The organism is Pseudomonas sp. LBUM1674 (genome assembly GCF_059695635.1).
This window is the reverse complement of record NZ_CP166779.1, coordinates 1,159,446-1,178,677: the sequence shown is the minus strand read 5'-3', so window position 1 is coordinate 1,178,677 and position 19,232 is coordinate 1,159,446. Positions and strand designations below refer to the sequence as shown.

Below are 19,232 nucleotides of genomic sequence, written 5' to 3'. Positions count from 1 at the left end.
ACTAGGGTGTACTGACCCTCAGCCCTCAGGATTCGCCATGCACCCCTACTTCTCCCTGCAAGGCCGCACCGCTCTGGTGACCGGCGGCACCCGTGGTATCGGCAAAATGATCGCCAAGGCCTATGTCGAGGCCGGCGCCACCGTGTACGTCTGCGCGCGGGATGTCGAAGCCTGCCAGCAAACAGCCGATGAATTGAGTGCACTCGGCCGTTGCCACGCCGTGGCGGCCAATCTGGCGACCGAAGAAGGCGTACATCAGCTGGCAACGCGACTGGGTGAGCAGATCAACCAGCTGGACATCCTGGTGAACAACGCCGGCACCACCTGGGGTGCGCCGCTGGAGAGTTACCCGGTCAAGGGCTGGGAAAAGGTCATGCAGCTCAACGTGACCTCGGTCTTCAACTGCATCCAGCAATTCTTGCCACTGCTGCGCAAGGCTGGCTCCGAAGCGAATCCGGCGCGGATCATCAACATCGGCTCGGTGGCCGGGATTTCTTCCTTCGGTGAACAGGCTTATGCCTACGGGCCTAGCAAGGCTGCCTTACACCAACTGTCGCGGATTCTGGCGCGGGAGCTGGTGAGCCAGCACATCAACGTCAACGTCATCGCGCCGGGGCGCTTTCCGAGCAAGATGACGCAGCACATTGGCAATGATGAGCAGGCGCTGGCGGAAGATACGGCGCTGATTCCGATGAAGCGTTGGGGCCGGGAAGAAGAGATGGCGGCGTTGGCGATCAGCCTGGCAAGTACGGCCGGGGCTTACATGACCGGGAATATCATTCCTCTGGATGGTGGATTCAGCCTCTAGATCGGCGGCGCGGCCATCGCGGGCAAGCCACGCTCCCACAGGGTTCTCGAGCGAACACAGATTTTGTGGACAACACAGAACCTGTGGGAGCGTGGCTTGCCCGCGATGACGGACCGACAGGCGCCACCGATCCTGCGGCTGCTCGGGTTATCATGCCCGCCTCAATCCCGCCTCGACCCCAAACCATGACCTACAGCGTTTCCCCCATCGGCTTCGTGCGCTCCTGCTTCAAGGAAAAGTTCGCCATTCCGCGCCAACCGCTACTGGCTCCCGCCGCTCGCGGCGTGCTGGAACTGGTGGCGCCGTTCGATCAGGGTGACACGGTGCAAGGCCTGGAGCAGGTCAGTCACGTCTGGCTGCTGTTCCTGTTCCATCAGGCCCTGGAAGAAAAGCCACGGCTGAAAGTCCGCCCTCCTCGCCTGGGGGGCAACAAATCCATGGGCGTGTTCGCCACCCGCGCGACGCATCGGCCCAACGGTATTGGCCAATCCGTAGTGAAACTGGACAAGGTCGAAGCCAATCGCCTGTGGATATCCGGCATCGACCTGCTGGACGGCACGCCGATTCTCGACATCAAACCCTACGTGCCCTACGCCGACATCATCGACACAGCCTCCAACAGCATCGCCAGCGCCGCGCCGCTGTTGATTCCCGTGCAGTGGACGGATTCGGCATTGCAACAGGCCCAAGGGCATGCACAGCGCCTTGAAGAGCCGTTGGTTGAGTTGATTGAGCAGTGTCTGGCGCAGGATCCGCGGCCAGCGTATCAGACGCCTACGCCTGAGCGGGAATATGGGGCGCAGTTCTGGGATGTGGATGTGCGGTGGCATTACCCCGAGCCAGGCCTGATCCGCGTCCTCGAAGTCATCCCCATACCCCTGTAGGGATTGCGTTGGGCATAAAAAAGCCCGCATGACCTTCTCCGGTCATGCGGGCTTTTTTGTAGGAGCTGGTCAGCTCCTACAGGTCATTTCTCGACGAACGCACGCTCGATCAGGTAGTCGCCCGGCTCGCGCATCCGTGGCGAGACTTTCAGGCCGAAGCTGTTCAACACTTCACTGGTCTCGTCGAGCATGCTCGGGCTGCCGCACAGCATGGCGCGGTCGTCCTGGGGGTTGATCGGTGGCAGACCGATATCGCTGAACAGCTTGCCGCTGCGCATCAGGTCGGTCAGGCGACCTTCGTTCTCGAACGGCTCGCGGGTCACGGTCGGGTAGTAGATCAACTTGTCACGCAGGGCGTCGCCGAAGAACTCGTTCTGCGGCAAGTGCTCGGTGATGAACTCGCGGTAAGCGACTTCGTTGACGTAACGCACGCCGTGGCACAGGATCACTTTTTCGAAACGCTCGTAGGTTTCCGGGTCCTGGATGACGCTCATGAACGGCGCCAGACCGGTACCGGTGCTGAGCAGGTACAAATGTTTGCCAGGCTTCAAGTCGTCCAGCACCAGCGTGCCGGTAGGCTTCTTGCTGATGATGATCTCGTCGCCTTCCTTCAGGTGCTGCAGCTGGGAAGTCAGCGGGCCGTCAGGCACCTTGATGCTGAAGAACTCCAGATGCTCTTCCCAGTTCGGGCTGGCAATCGAGTAAGCACGCATAAGCGGCCGGCCGTTGGGCTGTTGCAGGCCGATCATCACGAACTGACCGTTCTCGAAGCGCAGGCCCGGATCGCGGGTGCACTTGAAGCTGAACAGAGTGTCGTTCCAGTGGTGAACACTGAGGACACGCTCGTGGTTCATGTTGCTCATGTACGTGGGACTCCTGGAGATTTGTCTGCGCGCGCTCTGCGCCTGCTCTGAAAATGAGCTGCTGTGCGCAATTGCATCGCATTCTAATGGCAGCCACAATATCTGTTAACTGGATTATTAAGATAAGGGTTATCGGTTATATAGATATGCGATTTACTCTCCGTCAACTTCAAGTATTCGTCGCCGTCGCCCAGCAGGAAAGCGTATCCCGCGCTGCGGGTCTGCTCAACCTGTCGCAATCGGCGGCGAGCACCTCGATCACCGAGCTCGAGCGCCAGTGCAGCTGCCAGCTGTTCGACCGCGCGGGCAAACGGCTGGCCCTCAACGCGCTCGGCAAACAGCTGCTGCCGCAAGCAGTGGCACTTCTCGATCAGGCCAAGGAAATCGAAGACCTGCTCAACGGCAAGTCCGGTTTCGGCTCCCTGGCAGTCGGCGCGACCCTCACGATCGGCAATTATCTGGCCACCCTGTTGATCGGCAGCTTCATGCAGCGCCATCCGGAAAGCCAGGTAAAGCTGCATGTGCAGAACACGGCCAACATTGTGCAGCAGGTCGCCCACTATGAAATTGATCTGGGTCTGATCGAAGGCGACTGCAGCCATCCGGACATCGAAGTGCAGAGCTGGGTCGAGGATGAGCTGGTGGTGTTCTGCGCGCCTCAGCATCCACTGGCCAAGCGTGGCACGGCGACCATGGATGAGCTCAGCCACGAGGCCTGGATCCTGCGGGAACAAGGCTCGGGCACACGACTGACGTTTGACCAGGCCATGCGTCACCACCGTAGCGGACTGAATATTCGCCTGGAACTGGAACACACTGAAGCGATCAAGCGTGCGGTGGAATCAGGATTGGGCATTGGCTGCATTTCGCGGCTGGCACTGCGCGATGCATTCCGCCGCGGCAGTCTGGTGCCGGTGGAGACCCCGGACCTGGACCTGGCGCGGCAGTTCTATTTCATCTGGCACAAACAGAAATACCAGACGTCGGCGATGCGCGAATTCCTCGATCTGTGCCGCGCGTTCACCGCAGGGGTTCAGCGCAGCGACGAGATCGTGCTGCCCACCATCGCTTAAAGCAGGATCACCGCCCACACCAGTGCGATCATGGTCAACGCCACCAACTGCGCGGCACTGCCCATGTCTTTTGCATTCTTCGACAGCGGGTGCAGCTCAAGGGAAATGCGGTCAATGGCCGCCTCCACCGCCGAATTGAGCAACTCGACAATCAAGGCCAACAGACAGACGGCAATGAGCAGTGCCTGCTCGACACGGCTGACGTTCAGGAAGAACGAAATCGGGATCAGGATGACGTTGAGCAACACCAGTTGCCGAAAGGCCGCTTCGCCGGTAAAGGCTGCGCGCAGGCCATCCAGCGAGTAACCGGAGGCGTTGAGGATACGTTTGAGGCCGGTCTGGCCTTTGAAAGGTGACATAGAGTAGGCAACTGACCAAAAAGGAGTGGGAAAGCTAGATCAAGCATGGTCAAAAAAGCGTGAACGGTAACGCTTTAGTGGCTCGAAATTGACTCAAGTTGTTGCAGCAGCAAGGCCGCCTGGGTCCGGGTCCGCACATTCAGCTTACGGAAAATCGCCGTGACATGGGCCTTGATCGTCGCTTCCGAAACGCTCAGTTCATATGCAATCTGCTTGTTCAGCAAACCTTCGCAGACCATGGTCAACACCCGAAACTGCTGCGGTGTCAGACTGGCAAGGCCCGCACTGGCAGCCTTGGCTTCAGCGGAAACGCTTACCGCTTCGAAGGCTTGAGGTGGCCAGAAGACATCGCCATCGAGTACCGCTCGCACCGCTTTTTGAATGACGCTCAGGTCGCTCGACTTGGGAATGAAACCGCTGGCCCCGAATTCACGGGACTTGACCATGATCGATGCCTCTTCCTGGGCGGAGACCATGACCACCGGAATCTGCGGATACTGACCACGCAACAGCACCAGCCCGGAAAAACCGTAGGCCCCCGGCATATTCAGGTCCAGCAGCACCAGATCCCAGTCGGCCTTTTCGTCCAGACGGGTTTCAAGTTCGGCAATGCTCGCCACTTCCACCAGCCGGACATCCGGACCGAGGCCCAAGGTCAGCGCTTGATGCAGGGCACTACGAAAAAGAGGATGGTCATCGGCAATCAGGATTTCGTATGTGGCCATTTTTCAAATGATCCTGTTTTTCAAACGAGGTGCAGCCACGGAGCTGCATCAACAGGGCACGTTCAACGCCAATTACGTAGCTTCACGCAGCTATTCACGCAGCTATTTACGTAAGAATACGGCGTATCAAACCTGGCCGCGCCCTAATCGGCGCCAAGCATGCCCAGCGAAGCCGGGGTGGTCAAGCGACGCCGCCGCTCCAGTTGCTTGCAGTATGGGCGACGCTCAGCACGTCACCGGAGCCGCGTTCTGCACGAAGGGCATCAGCTCGGCGTGCGCCGGTGTTGCAACGTTCATCTCCAGCTGATGTTTCGCATCGAGGTAATGCTGACTGAACACATCAAAATAAGCGTCCAGTGCTGACGCGGCCTCGACATCGCCCGCCAGATCGAGACACAGCGCCGCCACTTCGGCCGTGCACAGGTGCTCGCTGCGGGTCGACCGGCGCAGCCGGTATCGGGAGAGTTTTTCGGGCAGCAGGCTCAGGATCGGAAGCGCATCAAAATAGGGGCTTTTGCGAAAGATCTTCCGGGCTTCGGTCCAGGTCGCATCCAGCAGAATGAACAACGGCCGCCGGGTGCTATCGGCCTCGACACCATGGGTCACTCGCTCGGGCTCGACGTACTCGCCCGGGAATACCAGATAGGGTTGCCATTGCGGATCGGACAGCAGCCGCAACAGTTGCGGGTCGACTTCGGTCCGCGACCAGATGAACGCATGGTTGTCACGCACCACATCGGCGATCAGCCACCCGGTATTACTGGGCTTGAACACTTCCTTGTTGGTCATGATCAGGCACACCCCGGAGCGGGTCTCGACCTGCGGACGCCAGGCACACAGGCAGTGGCTCTCGATCACACGGCAGGCACGGCAACGCGGGGCTCGCCAGCCACGGGCCTGAATCGGTTTGATGCCCTCCTCTTCGCGCTCGTCGCGCAGGCGGGCGACAGCATTCAACGCAAAAGGCTTGATTGCATGGCTCATCGCAGGCAACACCGGAAGGGGTAGAAAATCGACACGAAAACACTCTGCAAGACAGGAAGTGCCCGCAGTTTATCAGACCGGCCGGCGCAAGCCTGTACCGTCCAGGCCACCTCCCCTATAATTCGCCGCCACTGAACGCACAGTCATGTGGCTGGTCGAACCACCAGTCACTGAACCAGGAGAGTTTCATGCTGCGCCTTATCGTTCCTACCGCCGCCATTTTGCTGGCGTCGTCCTTCAACGCCCAGGCTGCTTCCTTGAAAGACATGGAACTGAGCAAAATGCTGCAAAACGTTGCCGCTCAAAGCAGCGTCGGCACTCCACGAGCGATCAACGAAGACATTCTCGATCAGGGCTATACCGTTGAAGGTAAAGAGCTGATCAACCACCTCAGCGTCCAGAGCAGCCACGCCGACAAAATGCGCGCCGATCCGAAAGCGGTGTATTTCCAGCTCGGCTCCACCGTCTGCAACAACCCGGGCTTTCGCAAGCTGATGGCCAAGGGCGCAATCATGCGTTACGAGTTCACCGAGGTTAAGACCAACCGTCCGGTCGCGAGCGAGCGCTTCCAGGAATCGGATTGCCCGAAAGCTGCACCCGCGAAGAAAAAGTAATCATTGGGAATTGGCGCGCCGCTGCTCATCTTCGGCGCGCAGTTCTGCCAACAGCGCCTGCAAGTAGCAAGAGCGTCGCTCGGCAGCCTCAAGACGCCGGCAACACTCCTCCTCGAGACTCAAATGATGGTTCTCGGCCGATGACTTCAGTAACCGATACAGTTGCGTATCGATTTCGATTTCCAGAATGACTCTCGTCATTGCTTCCGGCTCCCTGCGCCTCGCCCTGCGTGAGCGATAAAATCCTTCAACCGCTTGTGTCGTGCGTCCTACCATTGACGCAAAATGTCATGTCTCGCCTGACATTCAGTAAATCAGAGTGATGGACACTCAGCTTTGCGTTCAGACGAGCGGTGAAATCACCTTGCAAATCGTCATTAAGCGGTTGCCAGGAAAGACTTTGCGGCGCAATGATCCAGTCAGCGCAAATCCTCGCGAGGGTCTAGATTCATAGTGTTCACATTGAATTATTCCGGGCAGAAAAGGGGCTGCCTGTCATGCATCTTGTTGTGCGAACGTTTCTTTCATCCAAGGGAAAAAACAGAGCCTGTATGGATGACTCGATTGCAACTCGAGTCCGGCAGATCGCCCAGGCACGGGCCTGGGCAGACAGCGACACACGAGGTGTCGCGGCGCGGACAACTGCTGTGTCGGCGCCAAGGGTTCTGTGCAGAAGGAGAAGCTGAATGCCTTACCAACCGAATGACCTCCTGAGCCGTCATTTTGAAGAAAGCGGCCACGACCTCACCAGCAAGGTCGAAGAACAACTCAACCTGGTTTCACCCAACAGCCCGAACATCCCCATCTACCGCGACATGATCCTGACCGTGCTACGCATGGCCCAGGAAGATCACAACCGCTGGAATGCCAAGATCACCCTGCAAGCCCTGCGCGAGCTGGAACACGCCTTCCGTGTGCTGGAACAGTTCAAGGGACGACGCAAAGTCACCGTTTTCGGCTCCGCCCGAACGCCGATAGAACATCCGCTGTATGGCTTGGCCCGAGAGCTCGGCGCGGCGCTGGCGCGCTCGGACCTGATGGTCATCACCGGCGCCGGTGGCGGCATCATGGCGGCGGCCCACGAAGGTGCCGGCCTGGAACATAGCCTCGGATTCAACATCACCCTGCCCTTCGAGCAGCATGCCAATCCCACCGTCAATGGCACGACCAACCTGCTGCCCTTCCACTTCTTCTTCACCCGCAAACTGTTCTTCGTCAAGGAAGCCGATGCGCTGGTCCTGTGCCCCGGTGGTTTCGGTACGCTGGATGAAGCGTTGGAAGTACTGACCCTGATCCAGACCGGCAAGAGCCCGCTGGTACCGGTGGTGCTGCTGGATGCGCCGGGCGGCAAGTTCTGGCAAGGGGCGCTGGACTTCATTCACCAGCAACTGGAGGAGAATCGCTACATCCTGCCGACCGACATGAAGCTGTTGAGCCTGGTCTATAGCGCCGAAGAGGCGGTGGAGCAGATCAATCAGTTCTACAGCAACTTCCACTCCAGCCGCTGGCTCAAGCATCAGTTCATTATCCGCATGAACCACAAGCTAAGCGACGATGCGCTCGAACACATGCAAGGCGCATTCGCCGACCTGTGCCTGAGCGATCACTTCCACCAGCATGCCTACAGCGGTGAGGAGCACGACGAACCGCAGTTCAGCCACTTGGCGCGACTGGCCTTCACGTTCAATGCCCGTGATCATGGACGCCTGCGGGAACTGGTGGACTACATCAACTTGCCGGAAAACTGGGCGCAGTCAAAATCCCAGACGCAACAACGCACGCGGGAGCCATTGAAGGTTACCTAAGGCCGAAAAAAACGGCCCGCTACCGAAATAGCGAGCCGTTTCATTCAATCGTCCATCCCTCGGCCGCTGAACAAGCGGCTGATCATCTCCATGGAATATCCCCGATAACCCAGGAATCGGCCTTGTTTGGCGCGCTCCCTTGCGTCTATGGGTAAATGTCCGGAGAACTTGCGCCGCCAGGTATCTTCCAGTTGTTCCTGCCAGTTGATACCGCTCTCGCGCAACGCAAGTTCGATGTCAGTACGTTGCAGTCCGCGCTGGCTCAACTCTTCGCGAATTCGCAAAGGGCCATAACCGGAACGGGCACGGTAGGAAACGAAACTTTCGAGGTAACGGGATTCGGACAACAGGCCCTCTTCCGTCAAACGATCGAGTGCGGTGTCGATCATTTCAGGAAGAGCGCCGCGCTGACGCAGTTTACGCGTCAGCTCGACTCGACCGTGCTCGCGTCGCGCGAGCAGGTCCATTGCGGTTCGCCGCACTGCGACGAGTGTATCGAGTACGGCGGTCATCGGATCAATCAGACGTCCACTTCTACCAGATCATCCGCTTTCTCTTTGACCGGCGAAGCTTTGACGTCCGGTGCTGGAGACAGCAATTTGTCGCGCAATTGCTTCTCGAGGGTCGCGGCGATGTCCGGGTTTTCTGCCAGGTACTTGGCCGAGTTGGCTTTACCCTGACCGATCTTGGTGCCGTTGTACGCATACCAGGCACCGGACTTCTCGACGAAACCGTGCAGAACACCCAGGTCGATCATCTCACCGTTGAGGTAGATGCCCTTGCCATAAAGAATCTGGAACTCGGCCTGACGGAACGGCGAAGCCACCTTGTTCTTCACGACCTTGACGCGGGTCTCGCTACCAACGACTTCATCACCTTCTTTCACCGCGCCAGTGCGACGGATGTCCAGACGAACCGAGGCGTAGAACTTCAGCGCGTTACCACCGGTGGTGGTTTCCGGGCTGCCGAACATCACACCGATTTTCATGCGGATCTGGTTGATGAAGATAACCAGGCAGTTGGCGTTCTTGATGTTGCCGGTGATTTTACGCAGTGCCTGGGACATCAGACGGGCTTGCAGGCCCACGTGCATGTCACCCATTTCGCCTTCGATTTCAGCCTTTGGCACCAGAGCCGCCACGGAGTCGACGATGATCACGTCAACCGCGTTGGAACGCACCAGCATGTCGGTGATTTCCAGGGCTTGCTCGCCGGTGTCCGGCTGGGAAACCAGCAGGTCGTCGACGTTGACGCCCAGCTTGCCGGCATATTCAGGGTCGAGGGCGTGTTCGGCGTCGACGAATGCGCAGGTCGCGCCGGCTTTTTGAGCCTGGGCGATCACCGACAGTGTCAGCGTGGTTTTACCCGAGGATTCAGGACCGTAGATTTCAACGATACGGCCTTTTGGCAGGCCGCCAATGCCGAGCGCGATGTCCAGCCCCAGAGAGCCAGTGGAGATAGCCGGGATCGCCTGACGGTCCTGATCGCCCATACGCATTACGGCACCCTTGCCGAATTGACGTTCGATCTGACCCAGGGCCGCAGCCAAGGCTTTCTTCTTGTTGTCGTCCATTAAAGTCCTCACGTAATCAATAAGGCCTGACGGCCAACACCTGTATAAGTAGCCAGTATTATTCCACAGCGCTTGAGGATCGCCTACCCCTGATTTGAGATTTCTCCAGCGGCATGCCGTAGTAGCCCCTCTAGCGCGGCCTTCACCGTTTGTCGGCGAACCTCGTCGCGGTTGCCGGGGAAGTGCTGCACCTCGCTGAATACCCGCTCGCCAACGCCCCAGGCCAGCCACACCGTGCCAACCGGCTTGCTGGGAGACCCACCATCCGGCCCGGCTACGCCACTGACCGCCACGGCAAAATGCGCGCGGCTTTTTTCCTGCGCGCCCCGCACCATCGCTTCGACCACCTCGCGACTGACCGCTCCCACCGTCGCAAATAACTGCGCAGGGACATTCAATTGCTCGATTTTCTGGCGGTTGGAGTAAGTGACATAACCCGCCTCGAACCACGCCGAGCTGCCGGGAATGCGGGTAATTGCCTCGCAAATCCCGCCGCCGGTACAGGACTCGGCGGCAGTGACGTGCGTATTGAGAACCTGCAAGCGCCTGCCAAGTTCAGCGGCCAGCTGGGTGATTTCTTTCACGGTCCTCTCCTGAAGGGGCTGAATGGGACTACCGTACACGAGCGGATCGCGCTTGCAAGACACGGCTTCGATCAAGATGTTAACGGACAAGGACTCTGACGCAGCCCTCCTCCTGGCCAATCCATTGGCGTGGGCTTCAATGATCCTGGCCGGTATCTTTGTCGGGCTTTCATGCCTGCGTCGGGTGGACCGCCCATGTTAACCTTGCGCCCATCGCGGAAAAGCCGGGCCGACGCCCCTCCTTTGCCCTATACCTTTCAACGAATTTGCCTGATTATCCGATGAATAAAGCGCTCTCCGATCTGTCCTCCCACACGCCAATGATGCAGCAGTACTGGCGCCTGAAAAACCAGCACCCCGACCAGCTGATGTTCTATCGCATGGGCGACTTCTACGAGATCTTCTATGAAGATGCGAAGAAAGCCGCCAAGTTGCTGGACATTACCCTGACCGCCCGCGGGCAGTCGGCCGGCCAGGCGATTCCGATGTGTGGGATTCCTTACCACGCCGCCGAAGGTTACCTGGCGAAACTGGTGAAGCTCGGCGAGTCAGTGGTGATTTGTGAGCAGGTCGGCGACCCGGCTACCAGTAAAGGACCGGTGGATCGTCAGGTGGTGCGGATCATCACCCCGGGCACGGTGAGTGACGAGGCGCTGCTGGATGAGCGTCGGGATAACCTGATCGCTGCGGTGCTGGGCGACGAGCGCCTGTTCGGTCTGGCCGTGCTGGATATCACCAGCGGCAACTTCACGGTCCTGGAAATCAAGGGCTGGGAAAATCTGCTCGCCGAACTGGAGCGGGTCAATCCGGTGGAACTGATGATCCCGGATGACTGGCCGAAAGATCTGCCAGCGGAAAAACGTCGTGGGGTTCGTCGCCGTGCGCCGTGGGATTTCGAGCGTGACTCGGCGCTGAAAAGTCTCTGCCAACAATTCTCGACCCAGGACCTGAAAGGTTTCGGCTGCGAGAACCTGACCCTGGCCATTGGCGCTGCCGGCTGCCTGCTCAGCTATGCCAAGGAAACCCAGCGCACCGCCCTGCCCCACTTGCGCAGCCTGCGTCATGAACGCCTGGACGACACCGTAGTGCTGGACGGCGCGAGCCGTCGCAACCTGGAACTGGACACCAACCTGGCCGGCGGTCGTGATAACACCTTGCAATCGGTGGTCGATCGCTGCCAGACCGCCATGGGCAGCCGATTGTTGACCCGCTGGTTGAACCGCCCCCTGCGCGACCTGAGCGTACTGCTGGCTCGTCAGACGTCGATCACCTGCCTGCTCGACGGCTACCGTTTCGAGAAACTGCAACCGCAGCTCAAGGAAATCGGTGACATCGAGCGGATCCTGGCGCGGATCGGTCTGCGCAATGCCCGTCCTCGTGACCTGGCTCGCCTGCGCGACGCACTCGGCGCACTGCCAGCGCTGCAAGTGGCGATGAGCGAACTTGAAGCGCCACACATCATTCAACTGGCCAGGACCACCAGCACCTACCCGGAACTGGCGGCCCTGCTGGAAAAAGCCATCGTCGACAACCCGCCCGCGGTGATTCGAGACGGCGGCGTGTTGAAAACCGGTTACGACAGCGAACTCGACGAGCTGCAATCGCTCAGCGAAAACGCCGGGCAGTTCCTGATCGATCTCGAAGCGCGCGAGAAGGCCCGCACCGGTCTGTCGCACCTGAAAGTCGGCTACAACCGCATTCACGGTTATTTCATCGAATTGCCGAGCAAACAGGCCGAATCGGCGCCCGCAGATTACATCCGCCGTCAGACGCTCAAAGGTGCCGAGCGCTTCATCACGCCGGAATTGAAGGCGTTCGAAGACAAGGCGCTGTCGGCCAAGAGCCGCGCCCTGGCCCGCGAGAAGATGCTCTACGAAGCGCTGCTCGAAGACCTGATCGCCCAGCTGCCGCCCCTGCAAGACACCGCCGCCGCCCTGGCCGAGCTGGACGTGCTGAGCAACCTGGCCGAGCGTGCACTGAACCTGGATCTGAACTGCCCGCGTTTCGTCGACGAGCCCTGCATGCGCATCAGCCAGGGTCGTCACCCGGTGGTCGAGCAAGTGCTGACCACGCCGTTCGTGGCCAATGACCTGAGCCTCGATGACAACACCCGCATGCTGGTCATCACCGGTCCGAACATGGGCGGTAAATCCACCTACATGCGCCAGACCGCCTTGATTGTGCTGCTGGCGCACATTGGTAGCTTCGTGCCGGCAGCCAGCTGCGAATTGTCGCTGGTGGACCGGATCTTTACCCGGATCGGTTCCAGCGATGACCTGGCGGGCGGGCGTTCGACCTTCATGGTCGAAATGAGCGAAACTGCCAACATTCTGCACAACGCCACCGAGCGCAGCCTGGTGCTGATGGACGAAGTCGGCCGCGGCACCAGCACCTTCGATGGCCTGTCCCTGGCCTGGGCCGCCGCCGAACGCCTGGCGCATTTGCGGGCCTACACGCTGTTCGCCACCCACTATTTCGAGTTGACGGTGTTGCCGGAAGCCCAGCCGCTGGTGGCCAACGTGCACCTCAATGCCACCGAGCACAACGAGCGCATCGTGTTCCTGCATCACGTGCTGCCGGGGCCTGCCAGCCAAAGCTACGGCCTGGCGGTTGCGCAATTGGCCGGTGTGCCGAGCGAAGTGATCGTGCGGGCTCGCGAGCATCTGGGCCGACTGGAAGCCACCGCCCTGCCTCACGAAACGCCGAAGCCAACCAAGGGCAAACCGGCCGCGCCGCAGCAGAGCGACATGTTCGCCAGCCTGCCGCATCCGGTACTGGACGAACTGGCCAGGCTCGATCTGGATGACATGACGCCGCGCCGTGCGCTCGAAATGCTCTATGCACTAAAGACACGGGTCTAACGCACTTGCCTGCAAGCTGTTAGAATCTCGCGCGGTTTGGGATGCTGCTGGCTAATAGCCTGGCCAGCAGACTATCGCTCCCGAACCTGGCGACCCCAACGTGAAGGGGCTCCGCTGCCGCCGCCTGAGGAGAAATCTAGAAATGACCTTCGTCGTCACCGACAACTGCATCAAGTGCAAGTACACCGACTGCGTAGAAGTCTGTCCGGTGGACTGCTTTTACGAAGGCCCGAACTTCCTGGTGATTCACCCGGATGAGTGCATCGACTGCGCGCTGTGCGAACCAGAATGCCCTGCCGTGGCCATCTTCTCCGAAGATGAAGTCCCGGAAGATATGCAGCAGTTCATTCAGCTGAACGTTGAGTTGGCCGAAATCTGGCCCAACATCACCGAGAAGAAAGAATCGCTGCCCGATGCCGAAGAGTGGGATGGCGTCAAAGGCAAGATCAAAGACCTCGAACGCTGATTGCCCCGCGTTCTGGAAAAGGCCCCCTGCGGGCCTTTTTGCTTTTTTGAAGACAAAAAAAGGGGCGGTTTGACCCGCCCACATTTTTTCCCTAGTCCCTGTATTCCTTTTCATCGTCCTGATGAATCGCGTCCTGCGATGTCCTTTCCCCTCATCCTTGAAGGGCGTGTCTGTCCGTTGACACAACCTGAATACTAGAGTGTTCCCGCCCGGGAGCAAGCGGCCGCAAACGCCCAAATCGGCTGTCATATACTCGTAACTTTATAAAATAAGTCTATGGATCAACCAGATAAGAAGCCTGCGGCTGGAGAATGGAAGACTGCCACACTGTAAAAATAACGAACACTTACAAAAGGGTAAGCAAAGACTTACAGCACGAGACTACAAAGCTGAGGTGATGTCGCAGCCCCATCAAAACCCTTCGCGGCATAACAAAAAACCCCGAACCAGTCGGGGTTTTTATGTAGCGTGCCTGGCAAACTATTTATTGAAACAGCGACTCACTCGACAGGCCATTCTTCTCGAGAATCTCCCGAAGACGCTTCAGGCCTTCAACCTGAATCTGTCTGACCCGCTCCCGGGTCAGGCCAATTTCCAGGCCTACATCTTCAAGGGTACTGCTCTCGTGTCCGCGCAGGCCGAAGCGGCGGATCACCACCTCGCGTTGCTTGTCGGTCAGTTCCGAGAGCCATTGATCGATGCTCTGGGACAGGTCGTCATCCTGCAACAGTTCGCATGGATCGGTTGGGCGATCATCGGTAAGGGTGTCCAGCAGGGTTTTGTCCGAATCCGGACCCAGCGAGACGTCGACCGAAGAAACCCGCTCGTTAAGGCCCAGCATGCGCTTGACCTCTGCCACTGGCTTTTCCAGCAGGTTGGCGATTTCTTCGGGTGAGGGTTCATGATCGAGCTTTTGCGTCAGTTCCCGTGCAGCCCGCAGGTAGACGTTAAGCTCCTTGACCACATGAATTGGCAACCGGATAGTCCGGGTCTGATTCATGATGGCGCGCTCGATGGTCTGACGAATCCACCAGGTCGCGTAGGTCGAAAAGCGGAAGCCACGTTCAGGGTCGAACTTCTCTACGGCCCGGATCAGCCCGAGGTTGCCCTCTTCAATCAAGTCCAGCAGCGACAGGCCACGATTGACGTAACGCCGGGCGATTTTCACCACCAGCCTCAGGTTACTTTCAATCATGCGTTTGCGCCCGGCAGGATCTCCACTTTGCGACAAGCGCGCAAAATGAACTTCTTCTTCGGGGGATAACAGAGGGGAAAAGCCGATCTCATTGAGATACAACTGCGTGGCATCGAGTGCACGCGTGTAATCAATGTATTTGTGTTGCTTTAACGAAGCGGAGTGTTTGGATTTGGCACGAACGGAAGGTGGAGCAGCCCCTTCATCATTCGACATCGAATCCGTGCCGATGCCGGTCTCCATAAGGAGAACCTCATCGTCGATGTCAAACTCCGGCACTTCTTTACTGAGAGCCATTGTTATAGTCCTTTGGTGAGTTCGACCCCAAGCTCAAGCGGCGCCTTTATCCTTGGCAACGCTGGAGCCTGTCCCCTCTACGTAACGGAACAGGCTGGATAGCGATCAACGACGTGGCAGGAATTGCAGCGGATCTACAGGTTTACCCTGTCGGCGAATCTCAAAGTGCAGTTTCACCCGGTCTGTACCCGTTGACCCCATTTCGGCAATTGTCTGTCCGACCTTGACCTGCTGCCCCTCCTGAACCAACAGCCTGCGGTTATGTCCGTAGGCACTGACGTAGGTATCGCTGTGTTTGATGATGACTAATTCGCCGTAGCCCCTTAAGCCACTCCCGGCGTATACCACCGTCCCATCAGACGCAGCTAAAACAGGCTGTCCCAAATCCCCCGCGATATCAATTCCTTTATTCAAACTGCCGTTTGAAGAGAATTTACCAATGAGAATGCCATTAGATGGCCACCCCCAGCCGGTCGGGGCGGGGCCCGCCGCGGGCATCGGAACGGCTGCAGGTTTGTTCGCGACGGACGGTACAACCACCGCCGTGCTGGTGGTCGCACCGGTAGCGGGACGACGGAAGACCGTGGTTTTACTCGATGACGAAGGCGTTGAACTGGACGAACTGCCCACGGTGGTCGGCGTTGAACCGGTACGACCATCGAAGCGAATCGTCTGACCCGGATGGATCGTGTAGGGCGCAGGAATGTTGTTGCGTGCAGCCAGCGCCTTGTAATCCCAGCCGTAACGAAAAGCGATGGAGAACAGGGTGTCCTTGGGGCGGACGACGTACTGACCCGTCGTCACTGCCGGACGCTGTGCGACGGAATTGTTGCGTTCGATGACGCGCACGTCGCTCGACTTGTTGCTGGAACAACCAACCAGCAAGGTGCTCAAGACGAGGCCAGTCACCAGGCGCTGAAAGCTCGTTATTCCCATTCGCTGCGCAATGACTGTGAGACTCACCCGCCGCTCCCTTTGTGGTGGCTGAAAATGTGGATTGCCGTATTCCGGCAGAAATGTCGCAAGTATAACGGCCCGTGCAGGCTTTACCTTTAATGAAGCGAGGCACACGTTTGCTACCTGTTGATGCGCCTCGTTTAATTGATTGATGCCGCTGTAAGACAGGGACAATCGAAGAGAATTCAGCGCGCCGAAACAAATGCTCAGGCCAGTGGCCCATTGAGCAATGGAACGAAGCGCACAGACCCGAGAACGCGTCTGGAAAAGCCCTGTTCTTCCCGAATGATCAACATCAATTGTTGAACCTCACCGGAGCCGACCGGAATCACCAATCGCCCCCCCGGCGCCAACTGATCGAGCAACGCCTGAGGCACTTCGGTCGCCACTGCGGTGACGATAATGCCGTTGTACGGCGCCAGCGCCGGCCAGCCCTCCCAGCCATCGCCCCAGCGAAACACCACGTTGCGCAAGTTAAGCTCGACCAGGCGTTCCTTGGCCCGGTCCTGCAGCACCTTGATGCGTTCGACCGAAAACACCCGTTCGACCAGTTGCGACAGGATCGCGGTCTGGTAACCCGACCCCGTGCCTATTTCCATGACCTTGTCCAGAGGGCCTGCCTCCAGCAACAGCTCGCTCATGCGAGCGACCATGTAAGGCTGGGAGATGGTCTGGTTGTTCCCGATCGGCAACGCCGTGTCTTCATAGGCACGGTGGGCCAGCGCCTCGTCGACGAACAGGTGACGCGGGGTACGGCGAATCACCTCCAGCACCTTGGCGTTGGAGATGCCCTCCTCATACAAACGCTGAATCAGGCGCTCACGGGTCCGTTGCGAGGTCATCCCGATGCCACGATGCATAGGGTCTTGTTCACGAGCCATCAGCGCAGCCCCTCCAGCCAGCCATCAAGACTTCTGAAGGCATCATTGAAGGTGCGATCCAGTTGCAGTGGGGTGATTGAAACATAGCCTTGCATGACCGCATGGAAATCGGTGCCCGGACCGCCATCTTCGGCGTCCCCCGCCGCGGCGATCCAGTAACCGGATTTGCCGCGCGGATCGACCACTTTCAACGGTGCCGCAGCGCGGGCGCGATGGCCGAGGCGAGTCAGTTGTATTCCGCGGATGTGGTCCAGCGGCAAATTGGGAATGTTCACGTTCAGCACCGTGCGCGGTGGCAGTTCGAGGTCCGCATGAGCCTCCACCAGTTTGCGCGCAAAATAAGCGGCGGTGGAAAGGTTCTCTACTTGCCGTGAGACAAACGAAAAGGCGAACGAAGGACGCTCCAGGAAACGCCCTTCAAGGGCAGCAGCCACGGTGCCTGAGTACAGCACGTCGTCCCCCAGATTGGCGCCCAGGTTGATCCCGGAAACCACCATGTCCGGTGCTTGTTCCAGCAAACCGTTGAGCCCCAGGTGTACGCAATCGGTGGGCGTGCCGTTAAGGCTGATAAAGCCGTTGGCCAGGGTTTGCGGGTGCAATGGACGGTCGAGCGTCAGCGAACTGCTGGCGCCGCTTTTGTCCTGGTCCGGGGCAATAACCACGCATTCGGTGTAATCCGCCAGCGCAGCATAAAGCGCGGCGAGACCGGGTGCGGTTACCCCATCGTCGTTAGAAATCAGAATACGCATGGGCTGTCCGTCTGCCCCACCGGCACCAGATCGACGAGTTCGCGCACCAATACGGTGGCGAAGCATCCGGCCGGCAGGACGAATTCCAGTTGCAGAATGTCAGGCTCGGGATAATGCCACGTCAACCCACCAATGGGCAGCCGCAGGATGCGACGTTCGTGGCTCATTCCGACGTTAATCAACCAATCGCGAAGATCCGCCTCGCGTGCGGCAATTGCCTGCTCCAGTTCATGGACAGCGCCCGAGGCCGGCGAGTCACCTTCGCCCCACTGCGGACCGGTCGGGTGCAGGTCGAGAATCGCCAGACGCGGGTCGCTGCACTCGGCAACGCCTGCGGGAAAGAAACTGCGGCTGTCGGTGAAGGCCAGCAAATCGCCGACCTGAGCGCGCTGCCAAGTGCCATCGGCGACACGCGCCGCCAACACTTGGTTAAACAGAAAACTACGGGCCGTTGAAAGCAGGCGCGAACGCACGTTGCGCTGCTCCGGCAAGGCCTTGCGCGCGGCCCAGGCACGGGCATCGACCACGTTGCCGCCGTCAAACCCGAAACGCTGGGCGCCGAAATAATTGGGAATACCTTGCTTGGCGATCAGTTGCAGACGTTCTTCAATGGCCGCTTTGTCGCCCGCGAACTGCGTCAGGCGCAAGGTGAAGCCGTTGGCCGAATGGGCACCGCGCTGCAGCTTGCGTTTGTGCCGGCCGGTCTTGAGGATTTTCAGCGTATCGTTTTCTGCAGGCGACAAATCAGGATCAGCCTTGCCCGGCAGCTGTACGCTGAACCACTGACGCGTCAGCGCCTGCCGGTCCTTGAGGCCCGCGTAGCTGACGGTGCGCAAGGGCACACCCGCTGCCTTGGCGATTCGCCGTGCCGCTTCTTCGGTGTTCAGCCCGCGCTTTTCCACCCAGATCCACAAGTGCTCGCCATCGCCACTGAGGGGGATATCGAGGACTTCATCGACCTGAAAATCTTCCGCCGTCGCTTTCAGTACGGCGGTGCCCAGGGCCTCACCGTAGGCCCGCGGACCGAGCAATTGCAGGTCGTTCATGCGCGCAGCAACAAGGCTACGGAATGCACGGCAATGCCTTCTTCGCGACCGACAAAGCCGAGCTTTTCGGTGGTGGTGGCTTTAACGTTCACTTGATCCAACTCAACTTGAAGATCCGCGGCAATCAGCGCGCGCATCGATTCGATATGCGGGGCCATTTTCGGCGCCTGGGCGACGATGGTGTTATCGACGTTGCCGACTGTCCAGCCCTTGGCGTGGATCAGTGCAACGACGTGACGCAACAGCACGCGGCTGTCGGCGCCCTTGAATGTCGGGTCGGTGTCCGGGAAATGCTTGCCGATGTCCCCCAGCGCGGCAGCGCCAAGCAAGGCATCGCTCAAGGCGTGCAGCAGGACGTCACCGTCGGAATGAGCGAGCAGCCCGAAGCCGTGTGCGATGCGCACGCCACCCAGAGTAATGAAATCGCCTTCAGCGAAACGGTGCACATCATAGCCGTGGCCAATACGCATAAAAAAACGCCCCGATTTTTGTCAGGGCGTGATTCTAC

General features: G+C 59.0%; 21 protein-coding genes. 7 read left to right on the top strand and 14 right to left on the bottom strand.

The genetic code is table 11. From position 1 onward, the window contains the following. The first annotated feature begins 37 nt into the window (after window positions 1-37). Both ACA067_RS05425 and tsaA read left to right on the top strand, forming a co-directional pair. Complete coding sequence (locus ACA067_RS05425) at window positions 38-808, top strand: SDR family oxidoreductase (RefSeq protein WP_497460902.1); 771 nt, start codon at window positions 38-40, stop codon at window positions 806-808. 185 nt (window positions 809-993) lie between these two features. Continuing rightward, complete coding sequence (tsaA, locus tag ACA067_RS05420; RefSeq protein ID WP_497460901.1) at window positions 994-1,692, top strand: tRNA (N6-threonylcarbamoyladenosine(37)-N6)-methyltransferase TrmO; 699 nt, start codon at window positions 994-996, stop codon at window positions 1,690-1,692. Window positions 1,693-1,775: 83 nt separating this feature from the next. Here tsaA and fpr read toward each other — a convergent pair whose 3' ends face one another. After that, the gene (gene fpr / locus ACA067_RS05415) at window positions 1,776-2,555 is read right to left on the bottom strand and encodes a ferredoxin-NADP reductase (protein WP_008054100.1); all 780 of its coding nucleotides are present in this window, start codon (window positions 2,553-2,555) and stop codon (window positions 1,776-1,778) included. A 146-nt stretch (window positions 2,556-2,701) separates the two neighbouring features. Here fpr and ACA067_RS05410 point away from each other — a divergent pair, with 146 nt between their 5' ends. Then, window positions 2,702-3,628, top strand: coding sequence for a LysR family transcriptional regulator (locus tag ACA067_RS05410; RefSeq protein WP_128872808.1), 927 nt, complete (start codon window positions 2,702-2,704; stop codon window positions 3,626-3,628). Here ACA067_RS05410 and ACA067_RS05405 read toward each other — a convergent pair. The 3 genes from ACA067_RS05405 to ACA067_RS05395 all read right to left on the bottom strand — a co-directional run bounded on the left by ACA067_RS05405 (window position 3,625) and on the right by ACA067_RS05395 (window position 5,696). Next, window positions 3,625-3,987 (bottom strand): diacylglycerol kinase, encoded by a 363-nt coding sequence (locus ACA067_RS05405; RefSeq protein WP_008030027.1) that lies wholly within the window; start codon window positions 3,985-3,987, stop codon window positions 3,625-3,627. The genes ACA067_RS05410 and ACA067_RS05405 overlap by 4 nt on opposite strands. Window positions 3,988-4,061: 74 nt before the next feature. Continuing rightward, window positions 4,062-4,712 carry a response regulator transcription factor ErdR gene (gene erdR, locus ACA067_RS05400; RefSeq protein ID WP_497460900.1) on the bottom strand — a complete coding sequence of 217 codons (651 nt, stop codon included), beginning with the start codon at window positions 4,710-4,712 and terminating at the stop codon, window positions 4,062-4,064. A gap of 225 nt (window positions 4,713-4,937) precedes the next feature. Beyond that, window positions 4,938-5,696 (bottom strand): tRNA-uridine aminocarboxypropyltransferase, encoded by a 759-nt coding sequence (locus tag ACA067_RS05395; RefSeq protein WP_497460899.1) that lies wholly within the window; start codon window positions 5,694-5,696, stop codon window positions 4,938-4,940. Window positions 5,697-5,884: 188 nt separating this feature from the next. Here ACA067_RS05395 and ACA067_RS05390 point away from each other — a divergent pair, with 188 nt between their 5' ends. Further along, entirely contained in the window at window positions 5,885-6,310 is a 426-nt protein-coding gene (locus ACA067_RS05390; protein ID WP_128872805.1) for a quorum-sensing-regulated virulence factor family protein, read from the top strand. Here ACA067_RS05390 and ACA067_RS05385 read toward each other — a convergent pair whose 3' ends face one another. Next, window positions 6,311-6,511: a hypothetical protein gene (locus ACA067_RS05385; protein ID WP_064676132.1), complete on the bottom strand. Its 201-nt coding sequence runs from the start codon at window positions 6,509-6,511 to the stop codon at window positions 6,311-6,313. It abuts the gene before it with no gap. A 485-nt stretch (window positions 6,512-6,996) separates the two neighbouring features. Between ACA067_RS05385 and ACA067_RS05380 the strand changes: the two genes are divergently transcribed. Then, window positions 6,997-8,115: an LOG family protein gene (locus tag ACA067_RS05380; RefSeq protein ID WP_497460898.1), complete on the top strand. Its 1,119-nt coding sequence runs from the start codon at window positions 6,997-6,999 to the stop codon at window positions 8,113-8,115. Window positions 8,116-8,159: 44 nt separating this feature from the next. On the opposite strand, the gene recX is transcribed toward ACA067_RS05380, so the two are convergent. From recX to ACA067_RS05365, 3 genes are all read right to left on the bottom strand, one after another. Beyond that, on the bottom strand, window positions 8,160-8,627 hold the full coding sequence (recX, locus tag ACA067_RS05375; RefSeq protein WP_497460897.1) for a recombination regulator RecX: 468 nt from the start codon (window positions 8,625-8,627) through the stop codon (window positions 8,160-8,162). Between the two features lie 8 nt (window positions 8,628-8,635). Next, the gene (gene recA, locus ACA067_RS05370; protein ID WP_338921963.1) at window positions 8,636-9,688 is read right to left on the bottom strand and encodes a recombinase RecA; all 1,053 of its coding nucleotides are present in this window, start codon (window positions 9,686-9,688) and stop codon (window positions 8,636-8,638) included. Window positions 9,689-9,771: 83 nt separating this feature from the next. After that, the gene (locus ACA067_RS05365; RefSeq protein ID WP_138964500.1) at window positions 9,772-10,272 is read right to left on the bottom strand and encodes a CinA family protein; all 501 of its coding nucleotides are present in this window, start codon (window positions 10,270-10,272) and stop codon (window positions 9,772-9,774) included. Window positions 10,273-10,553: 281 nt separating this feature from the next. On the opposite strand from ACA067_RS05365, the gene mutS reads away from it, so the two are divergent. Together mutS and fdxA are read left to right on the top strand one after the other, a co-directional pair. After that, complete coding sequence (gene mutS, locus ACA067_RS05360; RefSeq protein ID WP_497460896.1) at window positions 10,554-13,133, top strand: DNA mismatch repair protein MutS; 2,580 nt, start codon at window positions 10,554-10,556, stop codon at window positions 13,131-13,133. Between the two features lie 142 nt (window positions 13,134-13,275). After that, complete coding sequence (gene fdxA / locus ACA067_RS05355; RefSeq protein ID WP_008154011.1) at window positions 13,276-13,599, top strand: ferredoxin FdxA; 324 nt, start codon at window positions 13,276-13,278, stop codon at window positions 13,597-13,599. A gap of 484 nt (window positions 13,600-14,083) precedes the next feature. Here fdxA and rpoS read toward each other — a convergent pair whose 3' ends face one another. The 6 genes from rpoS to ispF all read right to left on the bottom strand — a co-directional run bounded on the left by rpoS (window position 14,084) and on the right by ispF (window position 19,194). Further along, window positions 14,084-15,091 carry an RNA polymerase sigma factor RpoS gene (gene rpoS, locus ACA067_RS05350; RefSeq protein WP_461973861.1) on the bottom strand — a complete coding sequence of 336 codons (1,008 nt, stop codon included), beginning with the start codon at window positions 15,089-15,091 and terminating at the stop codon, window positions 14,084-14,086. 105 nt (window positions 15,092-15,196) lie between these two features. Then, complete coding sequence (locus ACA067_RS05345) at window positions 15,197-16,054, bottom strand: peptidoglycan DD-metalloendopeptidase family protein (RefSeq protein ID WP_497462734.1); 858 nt, start codon at window positions 16,052-16,054, stop codon at window positions 15,197-15,199. A 200-nt stretch (window positions 16,055-16,254) separates the two neighbouring features. After that, on the bottom strand, window positions 16,255-16,890 hold the full coding sequence (locus tag ACA067_RS05340) for a protein-L-isoaspartate(D-aspartate) O-methyltransferase (RefSeq protein ID WP_178110502.1): 636 nt from the start codon (window positions 16,888-16,890) through the stop codon (window positions 16,255-16,257). Between the two features lie 38 nt (window positions 16,891-16,928). After that, on the bottom strand, window positions 16,929-17,678 hold the full coding sequence (gene surE / locus ACA067_RS05335) for a 5'/3'-nucleotidase SurE (protein ID WP_497455517.1): 750 nt from the start codon (window positions 17,676-17,678) through the stop codon (window positions 16,929-16,931). Next, window positions 17,666-18,724 carry a tRNA pseudouridine(13) synthase TruD gene (gene truD / locus ACA067_RS05330; RefSeq protein WP_497460895.1) on the bottom strand — a complete coding sequence of 353 codons (1,059 nt, stop codon included), beginning with the start codon at window positions 18,722-18,724 and terminating at the stop codon, window positions 17,666-17,668. Before truD ends, surE begins: the two co-directional genes overlap by 13 nt. Then, window positions 18,721-19,194, bottom strand: a complete 474-nt coding sequence (ispF, locus tag ACA067_RS05325; RefSeq protein ID WP_497460894.1) for a 2-C-methyl-D-erythritol 2,4-cyclodiphosphate synthase — start codon at window positions 19,192-19,194, stop codon at window positions 18,721-18,723. Before ispF ends, truD begins: the two co-directional genes overlap by 4 nt. Between the last annotated feature and the right edge of the window lie 38 nt (window positions 19,195-19,232).